This window comes from Nocardioides sp. PD653-B2 (assembly GCF_002117935.1).
GTDB lineage: Bacteria > Actinomycetota > Actinomycetes > Propionibacteriales > Nocardioidaceae > Nocardioides.
Window position 1 is genome coordinate 1 of the sequence record NZ_BDJE01000044.1, and the last position, 18673, is coordinate 18673.

The following is an 18673-nucleotide window of genomic DNA, read 5'->3' on the forward strand; positions in this document are numbered from 1 at the left end:
CAACAACCGACTGAATCCGCCAAAGTTCTGCGAGGTGGTGGGTGGTTTCGAGGCTCGTCGCTGGCGCTCCTCGCACCTCAACCACCGGGCGGAAGCCGGCAGGCCGCCGCGAGCACTGCCTACCTGTTCTCGTTGTCAGCCTTGTCGGTCGCACCCGAAGCAGTCCGCGGGCCACATCAGGCAGGGTGGTCGGGCTGCGGGGGTTTCGAGACAGGCGCTGCGCGCCTTCCTCAACCACCGGAGGGCGTGCGCGCCTTCCTCCACCGCCGGGGAGGGCGTGTGCGCCTTCCCCGACCACCGGGGCGGCGACCGCGATCAGCGGTGGGTCAGCGCGCCCGCACCACCTCGGTCGAGGGACCGGGCGATCACCATCCGCTGGATCTGGTTGGTGCCTTCGAAGATCTGCATCACCTTGGCCTCGCGCATGAAGCGCTCGACCGGGAAGTCGCGGGTGTAGCCGTAGCCGCCGAGCACCTGGACGGCGTCGGTGGTCACCCGCATCGCGTTGTCGGTCGCGACCAGCTTGGCGACCGACGCCTCGCGGGAGTACGGCAGGCCGGCGTCCTTGAGCCGCGCGGCGTGCAGCATCGTCGCGCGGGCCGACTGGATCGCGGCCTCCATGTCGGCGAGCACGAAGCCGAGGCCTTGGTGGTCGATGATCCGGGCGCCGAAGGTCTCGCGCTCGCGGGCGTAGGCGACCGCGTGGTCGAGGGCACCCTGGGCGAGACCGGTGGCGACGGCGGCGATGCCGAGCCGGCCGGCGTCGAGGCCGGCGAGCGCGATCTTCAGGCCCTGGCCCTCGTCGCCGAGGCGGCGCTCGACGGGGATCCGGACGTCGTCGAAGCGCATCGTCGCGGTGGCCGACCCGGTGAGGCCCATCTTGTGCTCGGGCGGGTCGGCGCTCAGGCCGGCGGTGTCGGCGGGCACCAGGAAGCACGAGATCCCGTTGCGCTCGTCGCTGGTGCGAGCCATCACCTTGTAGAAGTCGGCGTGCCCGCCGTGCGTCGTCCATGCCTTGGCGCCGTTGAGCACGTACTCGTCACCGTTGCGGCGGGCCCGCGTCGTCATCGCCGCCGGGTCGGAGCCGGCGTGCGGCTCGGAGAGGCAGTAGGCGCCGAGCAGCTCACCGCCGAGCATGTCGGGCAGCCACCGCTGCTTCTGCTCCTCGGTGCCGGCCGTGGCGAGGCCGAAGCAGCTGAGCGCGTGCACGGACATGCCGACGCCGACGCTCGCCCAGACCGACCCGACCTCCTCGAGGACCTGGAGGTAGACCTCGTACGGCTGGCCACCGCCGCCGTACTCCTCGGGGTAGGGAAGGCCCAGCAGCCCCGCCCGGCCGAGCATCCGGAAGACCTCGCGCGGGAAGGCCTCGTCGCGCTCGGCGCCGGCAACCAGGGGGCTGAGCTCCTTGGTCGCGAGCTCGCGCACCAGCGCGATCAGGTCGACGGCTTCGTCGGTGGGGAGCAGGCGAGAGGCGGGCATGAGTACCAGAGTACGCCGACTGGTACTGATAGCGTCATCGCGTGCCGCCGCCCCGCCACCAGCTCCTCGACGAGCTCATCGAGCTGTTCCTGGCCGAGGGCTTCTTGGAGTTCGGCGTCGGCGACCTCGCCGCCCGGCTCCGCTGCTCGCGCACGACGATCTACCAGGTCGCGGCGAGCAAGGAGCAGATCGTGCTGGCCGCCGTGCGCGGCTTCTTCCGCCGCGCCGCGGAGCGGATCGAGGCCCAGGTCGCGGCGGAGCCCGACCCCGGTGCCCGGCTCGCGGTCTACCTGAACGCGGTCGCCGAGGAGCTGTCGCCGGCGTCGGAGCGCTTCTACGCCGACCTCCAGGCCTACGCGCCCGCGGCCGAGATCTACGAGGAGAACACGCGGCTCGCGGCGCGACGCGTGCAGGACCTGGTCACCGCCGGGGTCGCCGCCGGCACGCTCCGCGCCGTCGACGCCTCCTTCGTCGGTGCGGCGGTCGCCCAGGTGATGACCGCGATCCACGGTGGCCGGATCGCGGCCGCGTCCGGTCTCGCGGACGCCGAGGCGTACCGCGCGCTCGCCGACCTGGTGGTGCACGGCGTGGGCGGGTCCACACCCTGACCACCCCGCGGGCCGGCGTACGCCGCCTGAGAGAGTGACCGTCATGAGCACCCTGCCCGACTCCCTGACCGGCACGACCGTCGCCGTCCTCGGCGGCACCGGCCCCCAGGGCCGTGGCCTGGCCCGGCGCTTCGCCGCGGCCGGCCTCCCGGTCGTCATCGGCAGCCGCAGCGCCGAGCGGGCGGCGGACGCCGCGAGCGAGCTGGCCGCGGCGGTCGGCGGGGACGTCACCGGTGCCGACAACGCCGGCGCGGCCACCGCCGGCGACATCGTCGTGGTGGCGGTCCCGTGGGACGGCCACGGCGAGCTGGTCGCGAGCCTCGCGACCGAGCTGGCCGGCAAGGTCGTCGTCGACTGCGTGAACCCGCTCGGCTTCGACAAGCAGGGTGCCTACGCACTGCCCGTCGAGGAGGGCTCGGCCGCCCAGCAGGCGCAGGCGCTGCTGCCCGACAGCACCGTGGTCGGTGCGTTCCACAACGTCAGCGCGGTCCTGCTCGAGGACCTCGAGGTGACCTCGGTGGACACCGACGTGTTCGTGCTCGGCGACGTGCGCGAGGCGACCGACCTGGTCCAGGACCTGTGCGCGACGATCCCGGGCGTGCGCGGCATCTTCGGCGGCCGGCTCCGCAACGCCCACCAGGTCGAGGCGCTCACGGCCAACCTGATCAGCGTCAACCGGCGCTACAAGGCCCATGCGGGGATCCGCGTCACCGACGTCTAGACCGACGGATATCCTGCATTAGACTGTTCTAACAGGAGATTTCTCCGTCTGGTGTGCGTGACATCACCCTGTTTTTGGTCGAATCGGGTCCGTAAGGGCCATAGGATTGATGGTGCGCCGGTCGGCTGACGTCTCGCTGCCGTGCGCCACTCACCACGAGACCCACGAAGCGGTCGACGCGCAGCCCTGCGCATCGGTCGCCTCGGCTTGTTGTGCGCGCCAGCGCTGGAAGAGCAGAACAGTGACCATCTCCCTCGCGACCGCGGTCGGCCTCGCCGGCACCGTGCTCGCCTTCGCCTACACCGTCCCGCAGCTGCGCAAGCTGATCCGCCTGCGCTCGGCCGCGGGCGTCAGCGTCGCCTCGCTGGCCAACTCCACCATCAGCGGCGTCGCGTGGACGGCGTACGGCGTGGTCGAGCACGAGATCTGGGTGACCCTCCCGGCGTTCTTCGCGCTCCCGGCCACCGCGGGTGCGTTGGTGCTGGCGTGGTTCCGCGGCGGGTCGCGGGACCGGCTCTGGCTGCCCGTGGTGTGGCTGGTGACCATCGTGACCGCGACGGCGCTGGTGCCGGTCGTCGGCGCGCTGCCGATCACGGTCCTGCTCGGCTGCTCGGTCGCGTTGATGATCGCGCCCGCGGCGATCACCGCCTGGCGCAGCCACGACGTGTCCGCGATCGCTGCCTCGGCCTGGGCGATGCTCATCGTGGACGCACTGCTCGCCGGCGCCTACGGCCTGATGGCCCAGGTGGACGCGAACCTGCTCTACGCCGCCGTGGCGATCACCGGCTCGCTGGTGATCCTCGTCCGGATCGGGATGCCCGCCCACGTGCACGCCCGGCTGGTGCCGCTGCCGGGCGGGGCGGTCGCCGTCGACCCCACGCTGGACCGCGAGGACCTCGACCTCGTCGCCTGACCTTGCGATGCTGCTGGCATGGCCCGGCTGACCTACTCGGCGATCTGCTCGCTCGACGGCTACACGGTCGACGAGCACGGTGACTTCGGCTGGTGCGCCCCCGACGAGGAGGTGCACGCCGCCGTCAACGACGTCGAGCGACCGATCGGCACCTACCTCTACGGACGCCGGATGTACGACGTCCTCCGGGTGTGGGAGACCCTCGACCTCACCGACGCCTCGCCCGCGACCCGCGACTTCGCGGAGCTCTGGCGGGCCGCCGACAAGGTGGTCTTCTCCCGGACGCTCGAGGAGCCGACCACGTCGCGGACGCGGATCGAGCGCGAGCTGGACCTCGACGCCGTTCGCGGTCTCGCCGACGGCGCCCGCCTCGACCTGGAGCTCGTCGACCAGCGCCGCTTCGACAGCGGCTTCGTGCAGCTCGGCTACCGCGCCCGGCGCTGACGGGTCGGGTTGGCGGCGTCTGACAGAGTTCGGGGCATGAAGGCTCCCGGCGCCAAGGTCGTCCGGCGGGTGTTGCTGGAGACGCTGGGCTGGATCCTGGTCGTCGCCGGCGTGGCCGCCCTGATCCTCCCCGGGCCGGGGCTGCTGATGATCTTCGCCGGCCTGGTGATCCTGTCGCAGGAGTACGAGTGGGCCGAGCGGCGCCTCGAGCCGGTCAAGGTGCGCGCGTTGCGCGGTGCCGCCGAGAGCGTCGAGACGTGGCCGCGGATCGCGATGTCGAGCCTGCTCGCGCTGGGCCTGGTCGCCTGCGGTGTGCTGTGGATCTGGGGTCCGGCCGTGCCGTCGTGGTGGCCCTTCGCGGACAGCTGGTGGCTGCCCGGCGGCGTGGCGACCGGCGTCACCCAGGTGGCGTCCGGGCTGATCGCCGGGGGGCTCATCGTCTACAGCTACCGGCGCTTCCAGGTGCGCGGCGAGCCGGTGCCGGAGATGTCGTCCGCCGACGGGCACGACGACTGACGGGTCGCGCCGACGCCCCACGAGGACTAGAACGTGTTCCAGCGCGCTGGTTGGATGGGACCGTGACGTTCAGCGCGCAGGAGATCCAGGAGGCGTACGCCGTCTTCCACGGGCATGTCCAGGGCTTCCAGGAGTCGGGCGACTGGGACGGCTTCGCCGACCTGTTCACCGAGGACGCCGTCTACCGGGAGCACGCGTTCGGCGAGTTCCACGGCCGCGACGAGATCCGCGCCTGGTCGGTGCGGACGATGACGTCGTTCCCCGGCCGGGTGATGACCGGCTTCCCGCTCGCGTGGTCCGTGGTCGACGAGCCGACCTCGCGGCTGATCTGCGAGGTGCGCAACCTGATGCCCGACCCCGGCGACGGCACCATGCTCGAGGAGTCGAACCTGACGATCATGACCTACGCCGGCGACGGGTTGTTCTCCCGCGAGGAGGATGTCTACAACCCGATGCGGTTCTCGAAGATGTCGGTGCGGTGGGGACGAATCGCCGCCGCACACGGGAACCTCGATGCCGACGGGCAGGCATATCTCGAGCAGTTCGGGGGTTGACCCGGTCCGACCGACCTGAGGAGGACCCATGAGCGACCCGTGGCTGCTCGCCGTGCTCCTCGCGGGGGTGATCGCGTTCACCCCGCTCGCCGGCAAGCTCCGAGTGCCGCAGCCGGTCCTGCTCACGATCTTCGGGCTGCTCGCCGGCCTGATGCCCTTCGCCGACCCGCTCGAGATCGACCCCGCCCTGGTGCTGCCCGTGGTGCTGCCGCCGCTGCTCTTCGCGGCGACGCAACGCACCACGTCCACGGAGTTCCGCGCCGAGGCGGGACGGGTGCTCGCGCTGGCCGTCGGCCTCACGCTCAGCACGGCGCTCGCGGTCGCCGTGGTCGCGCACGCCGTGGGCCTGGAGTGGGGCCCGGCCGTGATCCTCGGGGCGATCGTGTCGCCGCCCGACCCGGTCGCCGCCACCGCCGTGGCCCGCAAGCTCGGGCTCCCGGACCGGCTGGTGACGATCCTCGAGGGCGAGGGGATGTTCAACGACGCGACCGCGCTCGTGGTGTACAGCGTCGCGCTCGCCGCTGTCGTGACCGGGGAGTTCTCGTACGGCGCCACCGCCCTGGAGTTCGGCGTCACGATCGTGGTCGGCGTGGCAGCGGGCCTCGCCGTCGGCCTGGCCACGAAGTGGCTGCTCCGGCTGATCGCCGACGCCAACACGGAGACCACCCTCACGGTGGTGGTGCCCTTCGTCGCCTACCTCGGCGCGGAGCACGTGCACGGCTCGGGCGTGCTCGCCGTGCTGGCGCTCGGGCTCTACCTGCGCGACGTCGGCCACGAGGAGACGACGTCGCACGGCTGGCTGCTCGGCCGGTCCGTCTGGTCGTACGCCGACTTCCTCATCACCAGCCTGGCCTTCGCGGTGCTCGGCTTCGAGCTCTCGACGCTGCTCGCCGAGGTCCCGCTGACCCGCGAGATCGTGACCGTGTCGGCGAGCGTGGTCGTCACGGTCGTGCTGTTCCGGATCGCCTGGGTCTTCCCGGTCGGCGCGCTCTTCCGGCTCCTCGCGCGCCATCAGGAGTCGATGCTGCCGACCAACTGGCGCGAGACCGCCGTCGTGTCGTGGTCCGGCATGCGCGGCGTGGTCACCGTCGCGACGGCGGTGGCGATCCCGTTGACGACCGACGACGGCGCGTCGTTCCCCGACCGGCAGCTGCTGGTCGTCTCCGCGCGCTGGCGTGCGTGCTGGTCACCCTCCTCCTGCAGGGGCTCACCCTGGGCCCGCTGACCACCCGGCTCGGCGTCGGGGGCGAGGAGGACGACCGGGTCGAGGTCGCCGAGCTGCGCGCCCGGGCCGCGGGTGCCGCCCTCGACTACGTCCGGGCCCTGACCGGTCCGGCCAGCACCGAGGAGGTCCGGCGCGCCGCCACGCTGCAGTACGAGGGCTACCTGCAGGCGCAGCGCGCGATGCACGACGCCCGCCAGCTCGAGGTCGAGGACGGGGATCCCGCCCAGGAGCTGGAGCGGCTGCTGCGCAAGGCCAGCAACGCGGAGCGCCAGCTCGTGCTCGACGAACGGCGGCGCGGCCAGGTCAGCGCGGCCGCGGCCGACGAGGTGCTGCGCGACGTCGAGTCGCGGGCGCTGCGCGACTTCGGCTGAGTGGCGGGCCGCGGAGCAGCCGGGCATGGAGAAGGGGTGCGTTGCCGCCCACGGCAGCAACGCACCCCTCCGAGATGCCCCTCCGCTACGCCACGAGCGCCCGAGACCCGGGTGCCACCGGGCGGCCGTCGGGACAGATCGGTGCCGGGACCGGCAGGCCGATGTCACAGAGCGGGTTGTCGGTGCCGCCCGGGTCGGGCAGCGGCGAGCTGCCGGACGCGGCGTCGCAGATCTCCTGCGGGAGACCGGCGTCGCACAGCGGCTGGATGTCGCCACCACCACTGGACGCGTCGCAGATCGGCTGCGGCAGGCCCTGGTCGCAGAGCGGCTGGATCGGGCTCGGGTCGCCGCTGCCCCCACCACCCGGGTTCGGGAGCGTGCCGAAGGCGTCGCAGACCTCCTGCGGCAGGCCCTGGTCGCAGGCCGGCTGGAGCGGGTTGTCGGACCCGCCACCGCCACCGCCGCCGGAGCCGCTCCTCTTGCACTTCTTCAGCTTGGCCTGGGCCTGCTTGAGGTGCTTCTTCGCCTGGTGCTGCTGCTTCTTGGCCTTCTTGACCTTCTTGTTCGCCTTCTGCTTCTGCTTGCCCTTGTCGGCCTTCTTGGCCTGCTTCTTGGCCTTCTTGACCTTCTTGTTCGCCTGCTTCACGTGCTTCTTGGCCTTGGCCACCTTGGCCTTCTGCTTGGCGCACTTCTCAGGCGCCTTCGCGGCGCTGCTGGCGTGGCTGGTCGTCCGCTCCGAGCTGCTGGCGCCGGCTGATCCGGTCGCTCCCAGCGTCATCGCGACGGCCACACAACCAACGACCAGCAGTCGCGCTGCGGTCTTGATCATGGCTTGTCTCCCCTCCGTCCCTCGGCCGGCGCCTCCACACCGGCCCCGGCCTCGTACCCAGGGGTCTCGGCCGCCAATCGGCTCGCTGTGACGAACGTCGCACGGTCTAGACCAGGGGGGTCGTGCGCCTCAGTTGACGGGCGAGGCGCCGAGGGTGACCGTCGCGGTGTGGCTCCGGCCGAGGCTGTCGGTCCACCCGATCGACACCCGGTCGCCGGGCTCGTGGGTCCCGAGCGTCGAGCGCAGGACGTCGTACGACGTGATGGCGGTGCCGCCCAGCGAGGTGAGGGTGTCGCCTGCGGTGATGCCGGCCTCGTCGGCGGCGGAGCCGGACTCGACCGACGCGATCTGCAGGCTGCTGGTGTTGGCGATGCCGAGGCCGAGGTAGGCGGTGGCGCCGATCTCGACGCCGTCGCCTTCGTCGCCGGACTCGATGGCGTGGGCGATCGTGAGCGCGTCGTCGATCGGGACCGCATAGCTCTCGGCGATACCGCCGCCGGACGCCGCGGTGGTGATGCCGACGACCTCGCCCTCGCCGTCGAGGAGGGCGCCGCCGGAGTAGCCGCCGACGACGTAGGCGTCGGTCTCGATCAGGCCGGTGAGGCGCTCGCCCTGGGCGCTGCCCTCGGACTGGGTGGTGATCGACTGGTCGAGCGCGACGACGTCACCGGTCGAGGCGGACAGGTAGCCCTGGCCCTGCGCGTTGCCCACCGCGGTCACCTCGTCGGAGACGGCCGGGTCGCCGTCGTCGTCGAGGGCGACCGCGGTCAGACCCGACGCGTCGTCGAGCTGCAGCAGCGCGATGTCGGCGTCCTGGTCGTGGCCGACGACCGTCGCGGTGTAGGTCTCGCCCGTGGTCGCGATCGTGACCTGGACGTTCGTCGACCCCTCGACCACGTGGTAGTTGGTGAGCACCAGGCCGGAGTCGTCGAGCACCAGGCCGCTGCCGGCCGCGGCGCCGTTGGTCAGGGTGGTGTCGATGAGCACGACGCCCTGGGACTGGTCGTCGGTCGCGTCGGTCTCGCCGGTCGAGGTCGACTCGCCGTACGGGCCCGGCGCACCGTAGCCACCGAACCCGCCCTGGCCGCTGCCCTGGTCCGGGAGCTGAGGCAGCTGCTGCTCGGGGACCGTCGGCGCGGTGCCGTCCTGCGGGGTGAGGGTGCCGGAGGACGCGGGGGCCGCCGGATCGTCGACCCGGGCGAAGGCCCAGGTGACGGGCACGGCGACCGCCGCGGCGAGCACGCCGCCCGCCACCGCGCCCGCGACGGCGCCGCGCCACCGCCGGCCGCGACGCGGGGCGACCTCGTGCTCGAGCGAGGGTGCCACCGGCGGGTGGGCGGGGAAGGGGTCGTCCGGGCGGTACGGGGGCGGCGGGGAGTCGGGAGTGCTCATGGGAGCACTCCACCCGACGACTCTGATCCGACGGCTTGAGCAGCCTGTGCCGCTCCTGTGAAGTCAGAAGCCGATCGGCAGGCCGGCGTAGTTCTCCGCCAGACCGGTCGCGCCGGCCTCGCTGGAGGTGACCCAGCGCAGCTGCGAGAGCTGGAGCTGCTCGTCGAACGGGTCGCCGCTGGTGTGCAGCATCGTGGTCATCCACCAGGAGAAGTGGGTGCACCGCCAGACCCGCCGCAGCGCGGTGTCGGAGTAGGCGTCGGCGAGGGCGGGGTCGCCCTTCTGCACGAGCGCGACCAGCGCGGGGGCGAGCAGCGCCACGTCGGCGACCGCGAGGTTGAGCCCCTTTGCGCCGGTCGGCGGCACGATGTGGGCGGCGTCGCCGGCGAGGAAGAGCCGGCCGTGACGCATCGGCTGCGAAACGAAGGACCGCATCGGCAGCACGCTCTTGTCGGTCACCGGGCCGGGCGTGAGCTGCCAGCCGTCCTGGCCGTGGCCGAGCCGGGTGGCGAGCGCCTCCCAGATCCGGTCGTCGGACCAGTCGTCGATCTGCGTGTCGTTCGGGACCTGCAGGTAGAGCCTCGAGACGCGCGCCGAGCGCATCGAGTGCATGGCGAACCCGTCGGGGTGCCAGGCGTAGATCAGCTCGTCGGTCGAGGGGGCGACATCGGCGAGGATCCCCAGCCAGGAGTAGGGATACGTCTTCTCCCAGGTACGGCGTACCGCCTGCGGGACGGCCTCGCGGGACGGCCCGAACGAGCCGTCGCAGCCGACCACGACATCGGCCTCGAGCCGCTGCTCGACGCCGTCCTTGTCGGTGAAGGTGACCGACGGCCGGTCGGTGCCGAGGTCGTGCAGCGCGGTGTCGCCGACCTCGTAGTGGATCTCCTGGCCGGCCGCGGCCCGTGCGGCGACCAGGTCCTTCTGCACCTCGGTCTGGCCGTAGACGAAGACCTGGCGGCCGGTGAGGTCGACGAAGTCGAGGTGGTGCCGCTCGTGCGGCCACTGGAGGTGGATGCCGCGGTGCGGGTCGCCCTCGCGATCGAGCCGCTCGCCGAGCCCGACCTCGCGTAGCAGGTCGACGCTCGACTGCTCGAGGATCCCCGCGCGGATCCGGCTCGCGACGTACTCCTCCGAGCGGGTCTCGACGACGACCGACTCCACGCCGTCGGCCGCCAGGAGGTGGGAGAGGAGCATGCCGGCCGGGCCCGCGCCGACGATGGCGACCTGAGTGCGCATGGCCGTCAGTCAACGGCTCCGCGCGCGGCCCGGCCACCGACGACTTCCGCTGGCCGGAACACGGGGCCCGCCCAGGCCCTCAGCCGTCCTCGCGCTCCGCGAGGAGGTCCGCCTTCTGCTTGCGGGTGCGGTGCAGGTCGAGCATCGCCGCGGCCGCCGTCGCGGCAGCCTCTGCCTCACGCGCCCCCGCCTCGGCCTCGACCAGCGGGTCGTCCTCCGCCCCGACGCCGCGGGCGCGGGCGGCCTGCACCTGGACCCGGCGGTCGTCCTTGACCGCCTTCTTGACCTGCTTGTCGGTCTCCTTCAGCGAGGCGCGCAACGCGGCCGTGCTCATCGAGGCCGCCAGCTCGCGACGCTGGACCTCGGGGTCCCACCGCACGGACGGCCACTCGGGGTCCATGTCGGCGAGGGTCTGGGTGAGGATCTCGGTGATGGCCAGGCGGGCGTACCACTTGTGGTCCGCGGGCACGACGTACCACGGCGCGGCGTCCGTCGAGGTGCGCCGGAAGACGTCCTCGTACGCCGCCTGGTAGGCGTCCCAGTCGCGCCGGGTCGGCAGGTCGTTGGTGCTGTACTTCCAGTGCTTGTCGGGCCGGTCGAGCCGCTTCATGAGCCGCAGGCCCTGCTCGTCGTGGCTCACCATGAGGCCGAACTTGATGATGGTCGTGCCCGCCTCGACCAGCCCCTCCTCGAACGCGTTGATCTCGTCGTACCTGCCCTCCCACTCGTCGGGCGTCACGAGACCGTCCACGCGGGCGACCAGCACGTCCTCGTAGTGGGAGCGGTCGAAGACGCCGATGAGACCGGGGGACGGGAGCTCCTTCTTGATGCGCCACAGGAAGTGGTGCTTGCGCTCCGCCTCGGTCGGCGGGCCGAAGGACCGCAGGGCGACGCCCTGGGGATCGACCTTGCTCATCACGTGGCGGGCGACGCCGCCCTTGCCGGCGGTGTCGAGGCCCTGGACGACCACCAGCAGCGATCGCTCACCCCGCTCGCGGCCCTCGGCGAACAGCCGCTCCTGAAGCTCGCTGAGGAGGGAGCCGCGCCGGTGCCCGTGCGCGGTGGCGGCCTTCTTGCCCTCGTCCCACCCCGGGGTGGCACCCCGGTCCATCTCGGCGAGGTCGAAGTCGGGGCCCGACCGCAGCAGGTCCCGCGGGTCCTCCGACCAGGGGTCCTCGTGTCGCTTGCTCATGGTCTGTGGTCCTCTCCGGGTCGGGGCGCGCCGTTCGGGTCGAACAGCAGGTCGTACAGCCGAGGGGCCCACAACATCTGGGTCGGCGTGAGCTGGGGGGTCGACAACCGGCGGAGCCGACCAGTCGGTCGCAGCGCACCGTGTTCGGCCGCCGCGAACGCGTCCGCGCGGGCCAGCACCCGGAGCCGGCGCCGGGCATGGCCCGGGAGCCGGCCGCTCAACGACCGCGGCACCGGCACCGGTCGGCGGGGTCGACGGTCGGCGAGCCGACCGCGCACGCCCGTGGGCCGGGTGCCGGCGGCGTACCACGCGTCGAGCGCGTCGGCGGTCGACACCATGGCGTCGAACAGCTCGTGCGGATCCTCGGGGACCTCGTCCGGATCGCAGCCCAGGTGCTCGGCCACCAGGGTGCGCAGCAGCGCCCGGGGGAACGAGTCCGCCGGGGCGGCGTCGCCGACGTCGCCCCGGTCGTCGACCACGGTGCACGCGATCTCGCTGTCGCTGGTCCACGACCGGCGGTTGAGGTTGTCGGAGCCGACGCTGGCCCAGCGGTGGTCGATGATGCACGTCTTGGCGTGCACGTAGACCGGGAGGCCGGCCTCGTTGGTGAGGCCGAAGAACGCCACCCGGTCCCCGCCGGCCTCGATGATCGTGCGCATGGCCAGCGCGCGTCCGTAGAGCTGCGGCACCTCGACGGCGGCGCCCTCGCGGTCGGGGACCATCGGCAGGACGACGACGAGGCGCAGGTCGGGGTTGCGCCGCAGCGCGCCGGCGAAGTGCTCGCCGACCTCCTCGGACCACAGGTACTGGTCCTCGACGTACACCAGCCGCTCCGCCTGGGCGATCGCCTTCGTGTTGCCGAGCATCACCGAGCGCTCGCCCTCCGGCGCGAAGTCGTAGGACTTGGGATAGATGGCGGGGAAGGTCCGGACGATCTGCACGATCTCGTGCGACCCGGCCCGGACGGGCGGGGGAGGTGCCTGCTCGCCGAGGGGCTCGGGGGACAGGTCCTCCCGGTGGACGACGCTGGAGAGCAGCCGGCCGGGGTTGAGGGTCAGGGGGGTGCTGTCCTCCCACCGCTCGCGGAAGGTGGTCTCCACGTCGTGGACCGCCGGCCCGTGGATGGCGACCTGGACGTCGTGCCACGCGGGTGTCGGCCCGTACGCGCTGGCCATCTCGACCGGCTGCCCGTCCCCCTGGTGCTTCGCGTCGTCGCGCCGGCCGTGGCACAGGTCGATGCCGCCGACGTAGGCGACGTCGCGGTCCGGGTCGCCGGCGTGCCGGATGACCACGAACTTCTGGTGGTGGGCGCCGCGGGTGCGGACCCGCATGTCGCGCAGGCACTGACCGCCCGCCGCGCCGATGGCGTCGCCCAGCTGCCGGTGGCGGTGGGCGCTGAAGCCCAGCCGGTGCCAGTGCGAGCGCCACAGCAGACCGCGGACGTCGACCCCGCGGCGGACGGCGTCGACCAGGACGTTGTCGAGCGTGGACGCCGGATCGTCCGTGAGCTGCTGGTCGGGGTCGCCCTGCCAGTCGGCGAAGTAGAACCGGTCACCCGGTCCGAGGGCGCAGATGCGCTCGTGCAGCTCGGCGAAGTAGTCGCGACCGTGCACCAGCGCGCGCACCTGGTTGCCGGCGCTCCACGCCGTGCCGTCGCCGCGCACGGCGTCGATCACGGTGTGCGAGTTCTCCCTCTCCGCGCTGACCAGCAGCCAATCACTCACCTCCACGGCGCAAGTCTGTGTCGGATGTCCGGTCGGCAAACATGCGGTGTCCGGCGTGGTTTGACGAGATGAGCGGCTGCGCAAGATGCGGACGTGGAGGGGACCCAGACACGCGTTCGCCGGCTGCGGCGCGCCATCGTGTACGCCGTGGTGGTCGTGGTGCCGCTCGGCCTGCTCGCGTTCCTGGTGCGCACCAACTTCGATCCGCTGATCGACCTCGACCAGCGCGTCATCGTCGAGACGACGGACCTGGCGCGCTCGCACGCCTGGCTCCGCTCGCTCGCGGAGGCATGGGAGCAGCTCAGCCAGCCCTGGGTGGTCTACCTCGTGGTGGGCGTGCCGGCCTGCCTGTTCGCGTGGTTCCGCCTGCACCTGCGCACCCGCGCCCTGTGGGCGCTGGCGACCATGGTCACCGGCTGGGCGCTGGCGACCGGGCTCAAGCTCCTGGTGCAGCGCGCCCGGCCGACCGTCGACGACCCCTTCGCCACCCACGCGGGCTACTCGTTCCCCTCCGGCCACGCCACCAACAACGCGATCGTGGCGACCGTCGTCGTGCTGCTGCTGTGGCCGGTCCTCGGCGAGGCCGCCCGCCGGGCGCTGCCGGTGGTCGCCGGCGCCTGGGTCCTGCTGACCTGCGCCGACCGCCTGCTCATGGGCGCGCACTTCCTGTCCGACGTGATCGCCGGTGTGCTGCTCGGCTGCGGCCTCTGCCTCGCGTCCTACGCCGGCTACGTGGGCTGGAGCCCACCGAGTCCCACCACCCCCTCGAAGGAGTCCGCGGATGACCATGCTCACCAGGTGGCGTGACGACCGGTCGCGCCCGTCGGCGAAGGAGGCCGGGCGCGACCTGGCCGTACGCGTGCTGTCGCTGTTGGTCCTGTGGTGGCTGGTCGTGCTGGCCACCGGGTGGGCGCTCACGGACGGTCCGCTGCAGCACCTCGGCACGTCCGAGGAGCAGGTCAACACCTCGATGGCCTCGTCGCGCACGGGACTGCTCGACAACGTGACGCTCTTCTTCTCGTGGACCGGCGCGACCGTGAGCATCATCGGCGTCTGCCTGGTGGTGGTCGCGCTGGTGTGGTGGCGGACCCGGCAGTGGTGGTACGCCGTGGTGCCCCTCATCGCCATCTCGGCGCAGGCGCTGGTCTTCTTCCTCACCACCCTGCTGATCGACCGCGAGCGGCCCCACGTCGAGAAGCTCGACGACTCGCCGCCGACCTCGAGCTTCCCGAGCGGCCACACCGGTGCCGCGACCGGGCTCTACTTCACGCTGGCGCTGATGGCGCTGCGGATCCGGCAGCCCGCGCTCCGCGCCGTGGTCGTGACGGTGTGCCTGCTGGTCCCGTTCCTCGTGGCCACGGCGCGCCTCTACCGCGGGATGCACCACGTCAGCGACGTCACCGTGGCGATCGTCAACGGCCTGGTCGCCTGCCTGCTCGCGTGGAACTGGCTGCGTCGTGACCCGGCCCGCGCGACCGGTGCCGACGAGCGCGCCGGGTCCGAGCGGGCCGTGACCGTCTCCTAGGTGTGCCGGCGTCGTACGCCGGGTAAGTCGGAGGGTCGGGACGGGAACAGTGAGGGAGACCATGACGCACCAGGACATGTCCACGCAGGTGGACCGGGCGACCACCGCCGCCCAGGGCGCGGCGACGCGGGCCGGGGACCACCCCGTCATCGAGTGGGGTGCTCGTCTCGGCTACGCCGCGAGCGGAGTGCTGCACCTCGTCATCGCGTGGCTGGCCGTGCAGATCGCGACCGGGTCCGGCGGCCAGGCGAGCCAGTCCGGCGCGCTCGCCGCGGTGGCCCACCAGCCCTTCGGGCTGTTCCTGCTGTGGGTGCTGGCGATCGGCTTCGCGCTGCTGGCGATCTGGCAGGTCACGGAGCTGTTCACGGCGCGCGAGGCCTTCGACAAGGCCAAGGCCGGCGGCAAGGCGGTCATGTACGCCGCGCTGAGCTACACGTCCTTCGTGTTCGCCCTCGGCGGTCACACCTCGAGCAACAAGCAGACCCAGGACTTCACCCACACCCTGATGGACGCCCCGGCGGGCCGAGTGCTGATCGGCGTGGTCGGCCTGGGGGTCATCGGCATCGCGCTCTACCACGTCTACAAGGGCTGGAAGCAGAAGTTCCTCTCCGACCTGCAGGAGCACCCCGGCCGCTGGGCGGTGGTCGCGGCCCGGGTCGGCTACATCGGCAAGGGCATCGCGCTCCTCGCGGTGGGTGTCCTCTTCATCGCCGCCGCCTTCCACCATCAGGTGGGCAAGACGACCGGCCTCGACGGTGCGTTGAAGTCGCTGCGCGACCTGCTCGCCGGCCAGGCGATCCTCATCGGCGTCGCGCTCGGGCTGGCGGCGTACGGCATCTACTCGTTCGCCCGCGCCCGCTACGCGCGGGTCTGACGAGAGGCGAGCCCGTGTTGACATCGAGCACCGTCGTCGTCGTCAACCCGCTGAAGGTCGACCCCGACGAGGTCGCGGAGACCTTGGCCGAGGCCGCCGAGGCGGAGGGCGTCGCGCCGCCCCGCCTGGTCGAGACCACCGAGGACGACCCGGGCTTCGGCCAGACGCGGGCCGCGGTCGCCGCCGGAGCCACCCTGGTGTGCGCGCTCGGTGGTGACGGCACCGTCCGGGCGGTCGCCCAGGAGCTGGTGGGCACCGGCGTGCCGCTCGGGTTCCTCCCCGGCGGCACCGGCAACCTGCTGGCGCGCAACCTGGGCAACGGCGTGGGGTCCGTCGCGGACGCCGCGCGGATCGCCTTCTCCGGCCGGGACCGGCGCATCGACGTCGGCTGGCTGGTGCTGGACCCGCATCCCGACCAGCAGGAGGGCATCCCCGCCCCGGCGGACAACGTGCACTGCTTCACGGTGATGGCGGGGCTCGGCTTCGACGCCCAGATGATGGCCGACGCCCCCGAGCGGGTGAAGGACACCGTCGGCTGGGCGGCGTACGTCGCCAGCGGCGGACGGCACCTCAACGACGCCCCGTTCGCGCTCGACCTGGTCGCGGACGGGCGCGCGACACCCGCCACGAAGGCGCGCTCGGTCGTCGTCGGCAACTGCGGTGAGCTGACCGGCGGGATGGTGCTGCTGCCGGACGCCCACCTCGACGACGGCCGCCTCGACGTCGCCGTCCTCAGCCCGGAGAGCCTGGCGCAGTGGGCGGGCGTCGCCGCCCGGGTCCTGGCCGGGCGCGACGACGGGCCGTCCCTCGAGCGGATCAGCGCGCGCGACGTGACCGTCCGGGTCGATCCCGCCCAGCTCTGCGAGGTCGACGGCGACGTCCTGGTCGAGGCCTCGACGCTGCGGTTCGTCGTGCAGCCGGACGCGCTGCTGGTCCGGGTCGGCGACGACGACTGAGGCCTCCCTCCTCAGCCACCGCCGCCGAGCGAGCGGCCGATGCCGTGGCCGGCGACCTGGAGGGCGCCGACCAGCGTGGCCCGGTCCTTGAGCGACGGCAGCACCATGCCGAGGGCCGCCACGACGTCGGGACCGCGGCGGACCGGGACCGCGACCGAGCAGCCGCCGAGGCTCATCTCCTCGGTGGTGGTGGCGTAGTCGTCGCGGAGCACCTTGGCGAGCTGACGGCGGAGCAGGCCCGGCTGGGTGATCGTGTACGGCGTGACGCGCGGCAGGTCGGACAGCACGGCGCGCTGGACCTCGGCCGGTGCGTGCGCGAGCAGCACCTTGCCGACCCCGGTGGCGTGCATCGGCAGCCGCGAGCCGACGGTGCTGACGATCGGCACCGACGCGTGCCCGGAGAGCCGGTCGACGTAGAGCACCGACGTCCCGTCGCGCACGGCGAGGTGGACGGTCGCGAGCGTGGCGCCGTACAGGTCGTGGAGGTAGGGCGAGGCGATCTCGCGCAGCCCCGTCTGCACCGGCGCCAGCAGGCCGAGGTCCCAGAGCCGCCGGCCGACGACGTACTCACCGGCGCCGGTGCGCGACAGGGCCCCCCACGTCACGAGCTCGCCGACCAGGCGGTGGGTGGTCGGCAGCGGCAGCTCGGCGCGCTGCGCGAGCTCGGTGAGGGTGAGTCTCCGGTGCTCGCCGTCGAAGGCGCCGAGCAACGCCAGCGCGCGGGACGTGACGGTCGCTCCGGGGGTGGACGTGTTGCCGGCCATGCGGCCAGTCTTCCACTGGACGGAAAGCAGGGGTCGTCATCCACGTCTGCTGGTCCCTACGGTCTGCCTCGTGACCGAACTTGCCAGCCAGGCCGAGATCAGCGACGAGATCGCGCAGATCTCGAAGGCGTACGACGCGGCCGGGGTGACCGAGACCCGGACCCGGATCGACTACCCGCCGTACCGCTCGAGTGTGCTCCGCCACCCGACCAAGGACCTCCACCCCGCCGACCCCGAGGGGATCGAGCTGTGGGCGCCGGTCTTCGGCCACCAGGACGTCGACCCGCTGGAGGCCGACCTGACCATCCAGCACCGCGGCGAGCCGGTGGGCGAGCGGATGATCGTCACCGGCCGGGTGCTCGACGGCGAGGGCCGGCCCGTGCGCCACCAGCTCGTCGAGGTCTGGCAGGCCAACGCCGGCGGGCGCTACATCCACCAGCGCGACCAGCACCCGGCCCCGCTCGACCCGAACTTCACCGGCACCGGCCGCTGCCTGACCGACGGCGACGGTGTCTACACCTTCACGACGATCAAGCCCGGTCCCTACCCGTGGAAGAACCACCGCAACGCCTGGCGCCCGGCGCACATCCACTTCTCGCTCTTCGGCACCGAGTTCACCCAGCGCCTGATCACCCAGATGTACTTCCCGGGCGACCCGCTCTTCGCGCTCGACCCGATCTACCAGGCGATCACCGACCAGGCGGCGCGCGACCGGCTGGTCGCGGCGTACGACCACGACGTCACCCGGCCGGAGTGGTCCACGGGCTACCGCTGGGACATCGTGCTCACCGGCACCCACCGCACCCCGCTCGAGTCCGACGTGGAGGGGGCCGCATGAGCGCCCTGGTCCCGACCCCCGGCCAGACCATCGGCCCGTTCTTCGGCTACGCGCTGCCGTACGACGGCGACAACCTCCTGGTCCCGGTGACCCGGCCCGACGCGATCCGGCTGCACGGGCGGGTGCTGGACGGTGCCGGCGACCCGGTGCCGGACGCCCTCATCGAGCTCTGGCAGACGGCTCCCGACGGCTCGGTCCCGCGAGCCGCAGGGTCACTGCACCGCGACGGCTACACGTTCACCGGCTGGGGTCGGGCATCGACCGACCGCACCGGCCGCTACCAGTTCACGACGCTCCGACCGGGTGGCCCGACGCCGTACTTCGCGCTGACGATCTTCGCCCGGGGACTCCTCGACCGGCTCTTCACGCGGGCCTACCTCCCGGGTGCCGCGCCGGCGTCGCTGCGCAGCCTGGACGCGACCGCCGACGACCGCGGGTTCGTGTTCGACATCCGGCTGCAGGGGGACGGCGAGACCGTCTTCCTCCAGCACGCGCGAGACTGAGCG

General features: G+C 72.6%; 21 protein-coding genes. 14 read left to right on the forward strand and 7 right to left on the reverse strand.

The genetic code is table 11. The annotated features are described in order from the left end of the window. Positions 1-315 precede the first annotated feature (315 nt). The gene (locus PD653B2_RS18655; protein WP_085873908.1) at positions 316-1482 is read right to left on the reverse strand and encodes an acyl-CoA dehydrogenase family protein; all 1167 of its coding nucleotides are present in this window, start codon (positions 1480-1482) and stop codon (positions 316-318) included. A gap of 41 nt (positions 1483-1523) precedes the next feature. Here PD653B2_RS18655 and PD653B2_RS18660 point away from each other — a divergent pair, with 41 nt between their 5' ends. From PD653B2_RS18660 to PD653B2_RS18695, 8 genes are all read left to right on the forward strand, one after another. Beyond that, a complete protein-coding gene (locus tag PD653B2_RS18660; RefSeq protein WP_085873909.1) occupies positions 1524-2090 on the forward strand; it encodes a TetR/AcrR family transcriptional regulator in 567 nt (188 codons plus the stop codon). A gap of 43 nt (positions 2091-2133) precedes the next feature. Continuing rightward, positions 2134-2811 carry an NADPH-dependent F420 reductase gene (gene npdG / locus PD653B2_RS18665; RefSeq protein ID WP_085873946.1) on the forward strand — a complete coding sequence of 226 codons (678 nt, stop codon included), beginning with the start codon at positions 2134-2136 and terminating at the stop codon, positions 2809-2811. Between the two features lie 241 nt (positions 2812-3052). Beyond that, a complete protein-coding gene (locus tag PD653B2_RS18670) occupies positions 3053-3724 on the forward strand; it encodes a PQ-loop repeat-containing protein (protein WP_165763541.1) in 672 nt (223 codons plus the stop codon). An 18-nt stretch (positions 3725-3742) separates the two neighbouring features. Continuing rightward, positions 3743-4168 carry a dihydrofolate reductase family protein gene (locus PD653B2_RS18675; protein ID WP_085873911.1) on the forward strand — a complete coding sequence of 142 codons (426 nt, stop codon included), beginning with the start codon at positions 3743-3745 and terminating at the stop codon, positions 4166-4168. A 36-nt stretch (positions 4169-4204) separates the two neighbouring features. Then, the gene (locus PD653B2_RS18680; protein ID WP_085873912.1) at positions 4205-4684 is read left to right on the forward strand and encodes a PGPGW domain-containing protein; all 480 of its coding nucleotides are present in this window, start codon (positions 4205-4207) and stop codon (positions 4682-4684) included. Between the two features lie 62 nt (positions 4685-4746). After that, a complete protein-coding gene (locus PD653B2_RS18685; protein WP_207559444.1) occupies positions 4747-5238 on the forward strand; it encodes a nuclear transport factor 2 family protein in 492 nt (163 codons plus the stop codon). Positions 5239-5266: 28 nt separating this feature from the next. Then, positions 5267-6463 (forward strand): cation:proton antiporter, encoded by a 1197-nt coding sequence (locus PD653B2_RS18690; protein ID WP_085873914.1) that lies wholly within the window; start codon positions 5267-5269, stop codon positions 6461-6463. Then, positions 6418-6834, forward strand: a complete 417-nt coding sequence (locus tag PD653B2_RS18695; RefSeq protein ID WP_085873915.1) for a hypothetical protein — start codon at positions 6418-6420, stop codon at positions 6832-6834. Before PD653B2_RS18690 ends, PD653B2_RS18695 begins: the two co-directional genes overlap by 46 nt. A gap of 85 nt (positions 6835-6919) precedes the next feature. Here the strand turns inward: PD653B2_RS18695 and PD653B2_RS18700 are convergent, their stop codons facing one another. The 5 genes from PD653B2_RS18700 to PD653B2_RS18720 form a co-directional block, all read right to left on the reverse strand. Beyond that, on the reverse strand, positions 6920-7663 hold the full coding sequence (locus PD653B2_RS18700; protein WP_085894314.1) for a hypothetical protein: 744 nt from the start codon (positions 7661-7663) through the stop codon (positions 6920-6922). A 129-nt stretch (positions 7664-7792) separates the two neighbouring features. After that, positions 7793-9055, reverse strand: coding sequence for a S1C family serine protease (locus tag PD653B2_RS18705; RefSeq protein WP_085873917.1), 1263 nt, complete (start codon positions 9053-9055; stop codon positions 7793-7795). Positions 9056-9118: 63 nt separating this feature from the next. Further along, the gene (locus tag PD653B2_RS18710) at positions 9119-10294 is read right to left on the reverse strand and encodes a 4-hydroxybenzoate 3-monooxygenase (RefSeq protein WP_085873918.1); all 1176 of its coding nucleotides are present in this window, start codon (positions 10292-10294) and stop codon (positions 9119-9121) included. Positions 10295-10373: 79 nt separating this feature from the next. Then, entirely contained in the window at positions 10374-11486 is a 1113-nt protein-coding gene (locus PD653B2_RS18715; RefSeq protein WP_085873919.1) for a PPK2 family polyphosphate kinase, read from the reverse strand. Next, positions 11483-13216: a phospholipase D family protein gene (locus PD653B2_RS18720; protein ID WP_085873920.1), complete on the reverse strand. Its 1734-nt coding sequence runs from the start codon at positions 13214-13216 to the stop codon at positions 11483-11485. The genes PD653B2_RS18715 and PD653B2_RS18720 overlap by 4 nt, the downstream gene beginning before the upstream one ends. Before the next feature lie 87 nt (positions 13217-13303). Between PD653B2_RS18720 and PD653B2_RS18725 the strand changes: the two genes are divergently transcribed. The 4 genes from PD653B2_RS18725 to PD653B2_RS18740 all read left to right on the forward strand — a co-directional run bounded on the left by PD653B2_RS18725 (position 13304) and on the right by PD653B2_RS18740 (position 16565). Continuing rightward, positions 13304-14017, forward strand: coding sequence for a phosphatase PAP2 family protein (locus PD653B2_RS18725; RefSeq protein WP_207559443.1), 714 nt, complete (start codon positions 13304-13306; stop codon positions 14015-14017). Next, a complete protein-coding gene (locus tag PD653B2_RS18730) occupies positions 13992-14735 on the forward strand; it encodes a phosphatase PAP2 family protein (RefSeq protein ID WP_085873921.1) in 744 nt (247 codons plus the stop codon). The genes PD653B2_RS18725 and PD653B2_RS18730 overlap by 26 nt, the downstream gene beginning before the upstream one ends. Positions 14736-14796: 61 nt before the next feature. Beyond that, positions 14797-15609: a DUF1206 domain-containing protein gene (locus PD653B2_RS18735; RefSeq protein WP_207568281.1), complete on the forward strand. Its 813-nt coding sequence runs from the start codon at positions 14797-14799 to the stop codon at positions 15607-15609. Positions 15610-15623: 14 nt separating this feature from the next. Beyond that, complete coding sequence (locus PD653B2_RS18740) at positions 15624-16565, forward strand: diacylglycerol/lipid kinase family protein (RefSeq protein WP_207559442.1); 942 nt, start codon at positions 15624-15626, stop codon at positions 16563-16565. An 11-nt stretch (positions 16566-16576) separates the two neighbouring features. Here the strand turns inward: PD653B2_RS18740 and PD653B2_RS18745 are convergent, their stop codons facing one another. Next, positions 16577-17329, reverse strand: coding sequence for an IclR family transcriptional regulator (locus PD653B2_RS18745; protein WP_085873922.1), 753 nt, complete (start codon positions 17327-17329; stop codon positions 16577-16579). 70 nt (positions 17330-17399) lie between these two features. On the opposite strand from PD653B2_RS18745, the gene pcaH reads away from it, so the two are divergent. Together pcaH and pcaG are read left to right on the forward strand one after the other, a co-directional pair. Beyond that, positions 17400-18167, forward strand: a complete 768-nt coding sequence (gene pcaH, locus PD653B2_RS18750; protein ID WP_207559441.1) for a protocatechuate 3,4-dioxygenase subunit beta — start codon at positions 17400-17402, stop codon at positions 18165-18167. Next, a complete protein-coding gene (gene pcaG / locus PD653B2_RS18755) occupies positions 18164-18670 on the forward strand; it encodes a protocatechuate 3,4-dioxygenase subunit alpha (protein WP_085873924.1) in 507 nt (168 codons plus the stop codon). Before pcaH ends, pcaG begins: the two co-directional genes overlap by 4 nt. The last annotated feature ends 3 nt before the right edge of the window (positions 18671-18673 follow it).

What these genes read in the sequence shown, in the direction of transcription:
- PD653B2_RS18655 (WP_085873908.1), bottom strand. Translation starts at nt 1,482, where the DNA reads ATGCCCGCCTCTCGCCTGCTCCCCACCGACGAAGCCGTCGACCTGATC.
- npdG (WP_085873946.1), top strand. Translation starts at nt 2,134, where the DNA reads ATGAGCACCCTGCCCGACTCCCTGACCGGCACGACCGTCGCCGTCCTC.
- PD653B2_RS18675 (WP_085873911.1), top strand. Translation starts at nt 3,743, where the DNA reads ATGGCCCGGCTGACCTACTCGGCGATCTGCTCGCTCGACGGCTACACG.
- PD653B2_RS18680 (WP_085873912.1), top strand. Translation starts at nt 4,205, where the DNA reads ATGAAGGCTCCCGGCGCCAAGGTCGTCCGGCGGGTGTTGCTGGAGACG.
- PD653B2_RS18690 (WP_085873914.1), top strand. Translation starts at nt 5,267, where the DNA reads ATGAGCGACCCGTGGCTGCTCGCCGTGCTCCTCGCGGGGGTGATCGCG.
- PD653B2_RS18700 (WP_085894314.1), bottom strand. Translation starts at nt 7,663, where the DNA reads ATGATCAAGACCGCAGCGCGACTGCTGGTCGTTGGTTGTGTGGCCGTC.
- PD653B2_RS18705 (WP_085873917.1), bottom strand. Translation starts at nt 9,055, where the DNA reads ATGAGCACTCCCGACTCCCCGCCGCCCCCGTACCGCCCGGACGACCCC.
- PD653B2_RS18710 (WP_085873918.1), bottom strand. Translation starts at nt 10,294, where the DNA reads ATGCGCACTCAGGTCGCCATCGTCGGCGCGGGCCCGGCCGGCATGCTC.
- PD653B2_RS18715 (WP_085873919.1), bottom strand. Translation starts at nt 11,486, where the DNA reads ATGAGCAAGCGACACGAGGACCCCTGGTCGGAGGACCCGCGGGACCTG.
- PD653B2_RS18730 (WP_085873921.1), top strand. Translation starts at nt 13,992, where the DNA reads ATGACCATGCTCACCAGGTGGCGTGACGACCGGTCGCGCCCGTCGGCG.
- PD653B2_RS18735 (WP_207568281.1), top strand. Translation starts at nt 14,797, where the DNA reads ATGACGCACCAGGACATGTCCACGCAGGTGGACCGGGCGACCACCGCC.
- PD653B2_RS18745 (WP_085873922.1), bottom strand. Translation starts at nt 17,329, where the DNA reads ATGGCCGGCAACACGTCCACCCCCGGAGCGACCGTCACGTCCCGCGCG.
- pcaG (WP_085873924.1), top strand. Translation starts at nt 18,164, where the DNA reads ATGAGCGCCCTGGTCCCGACCCCCGGCCAGACCATCGGCCCGTTCTTC.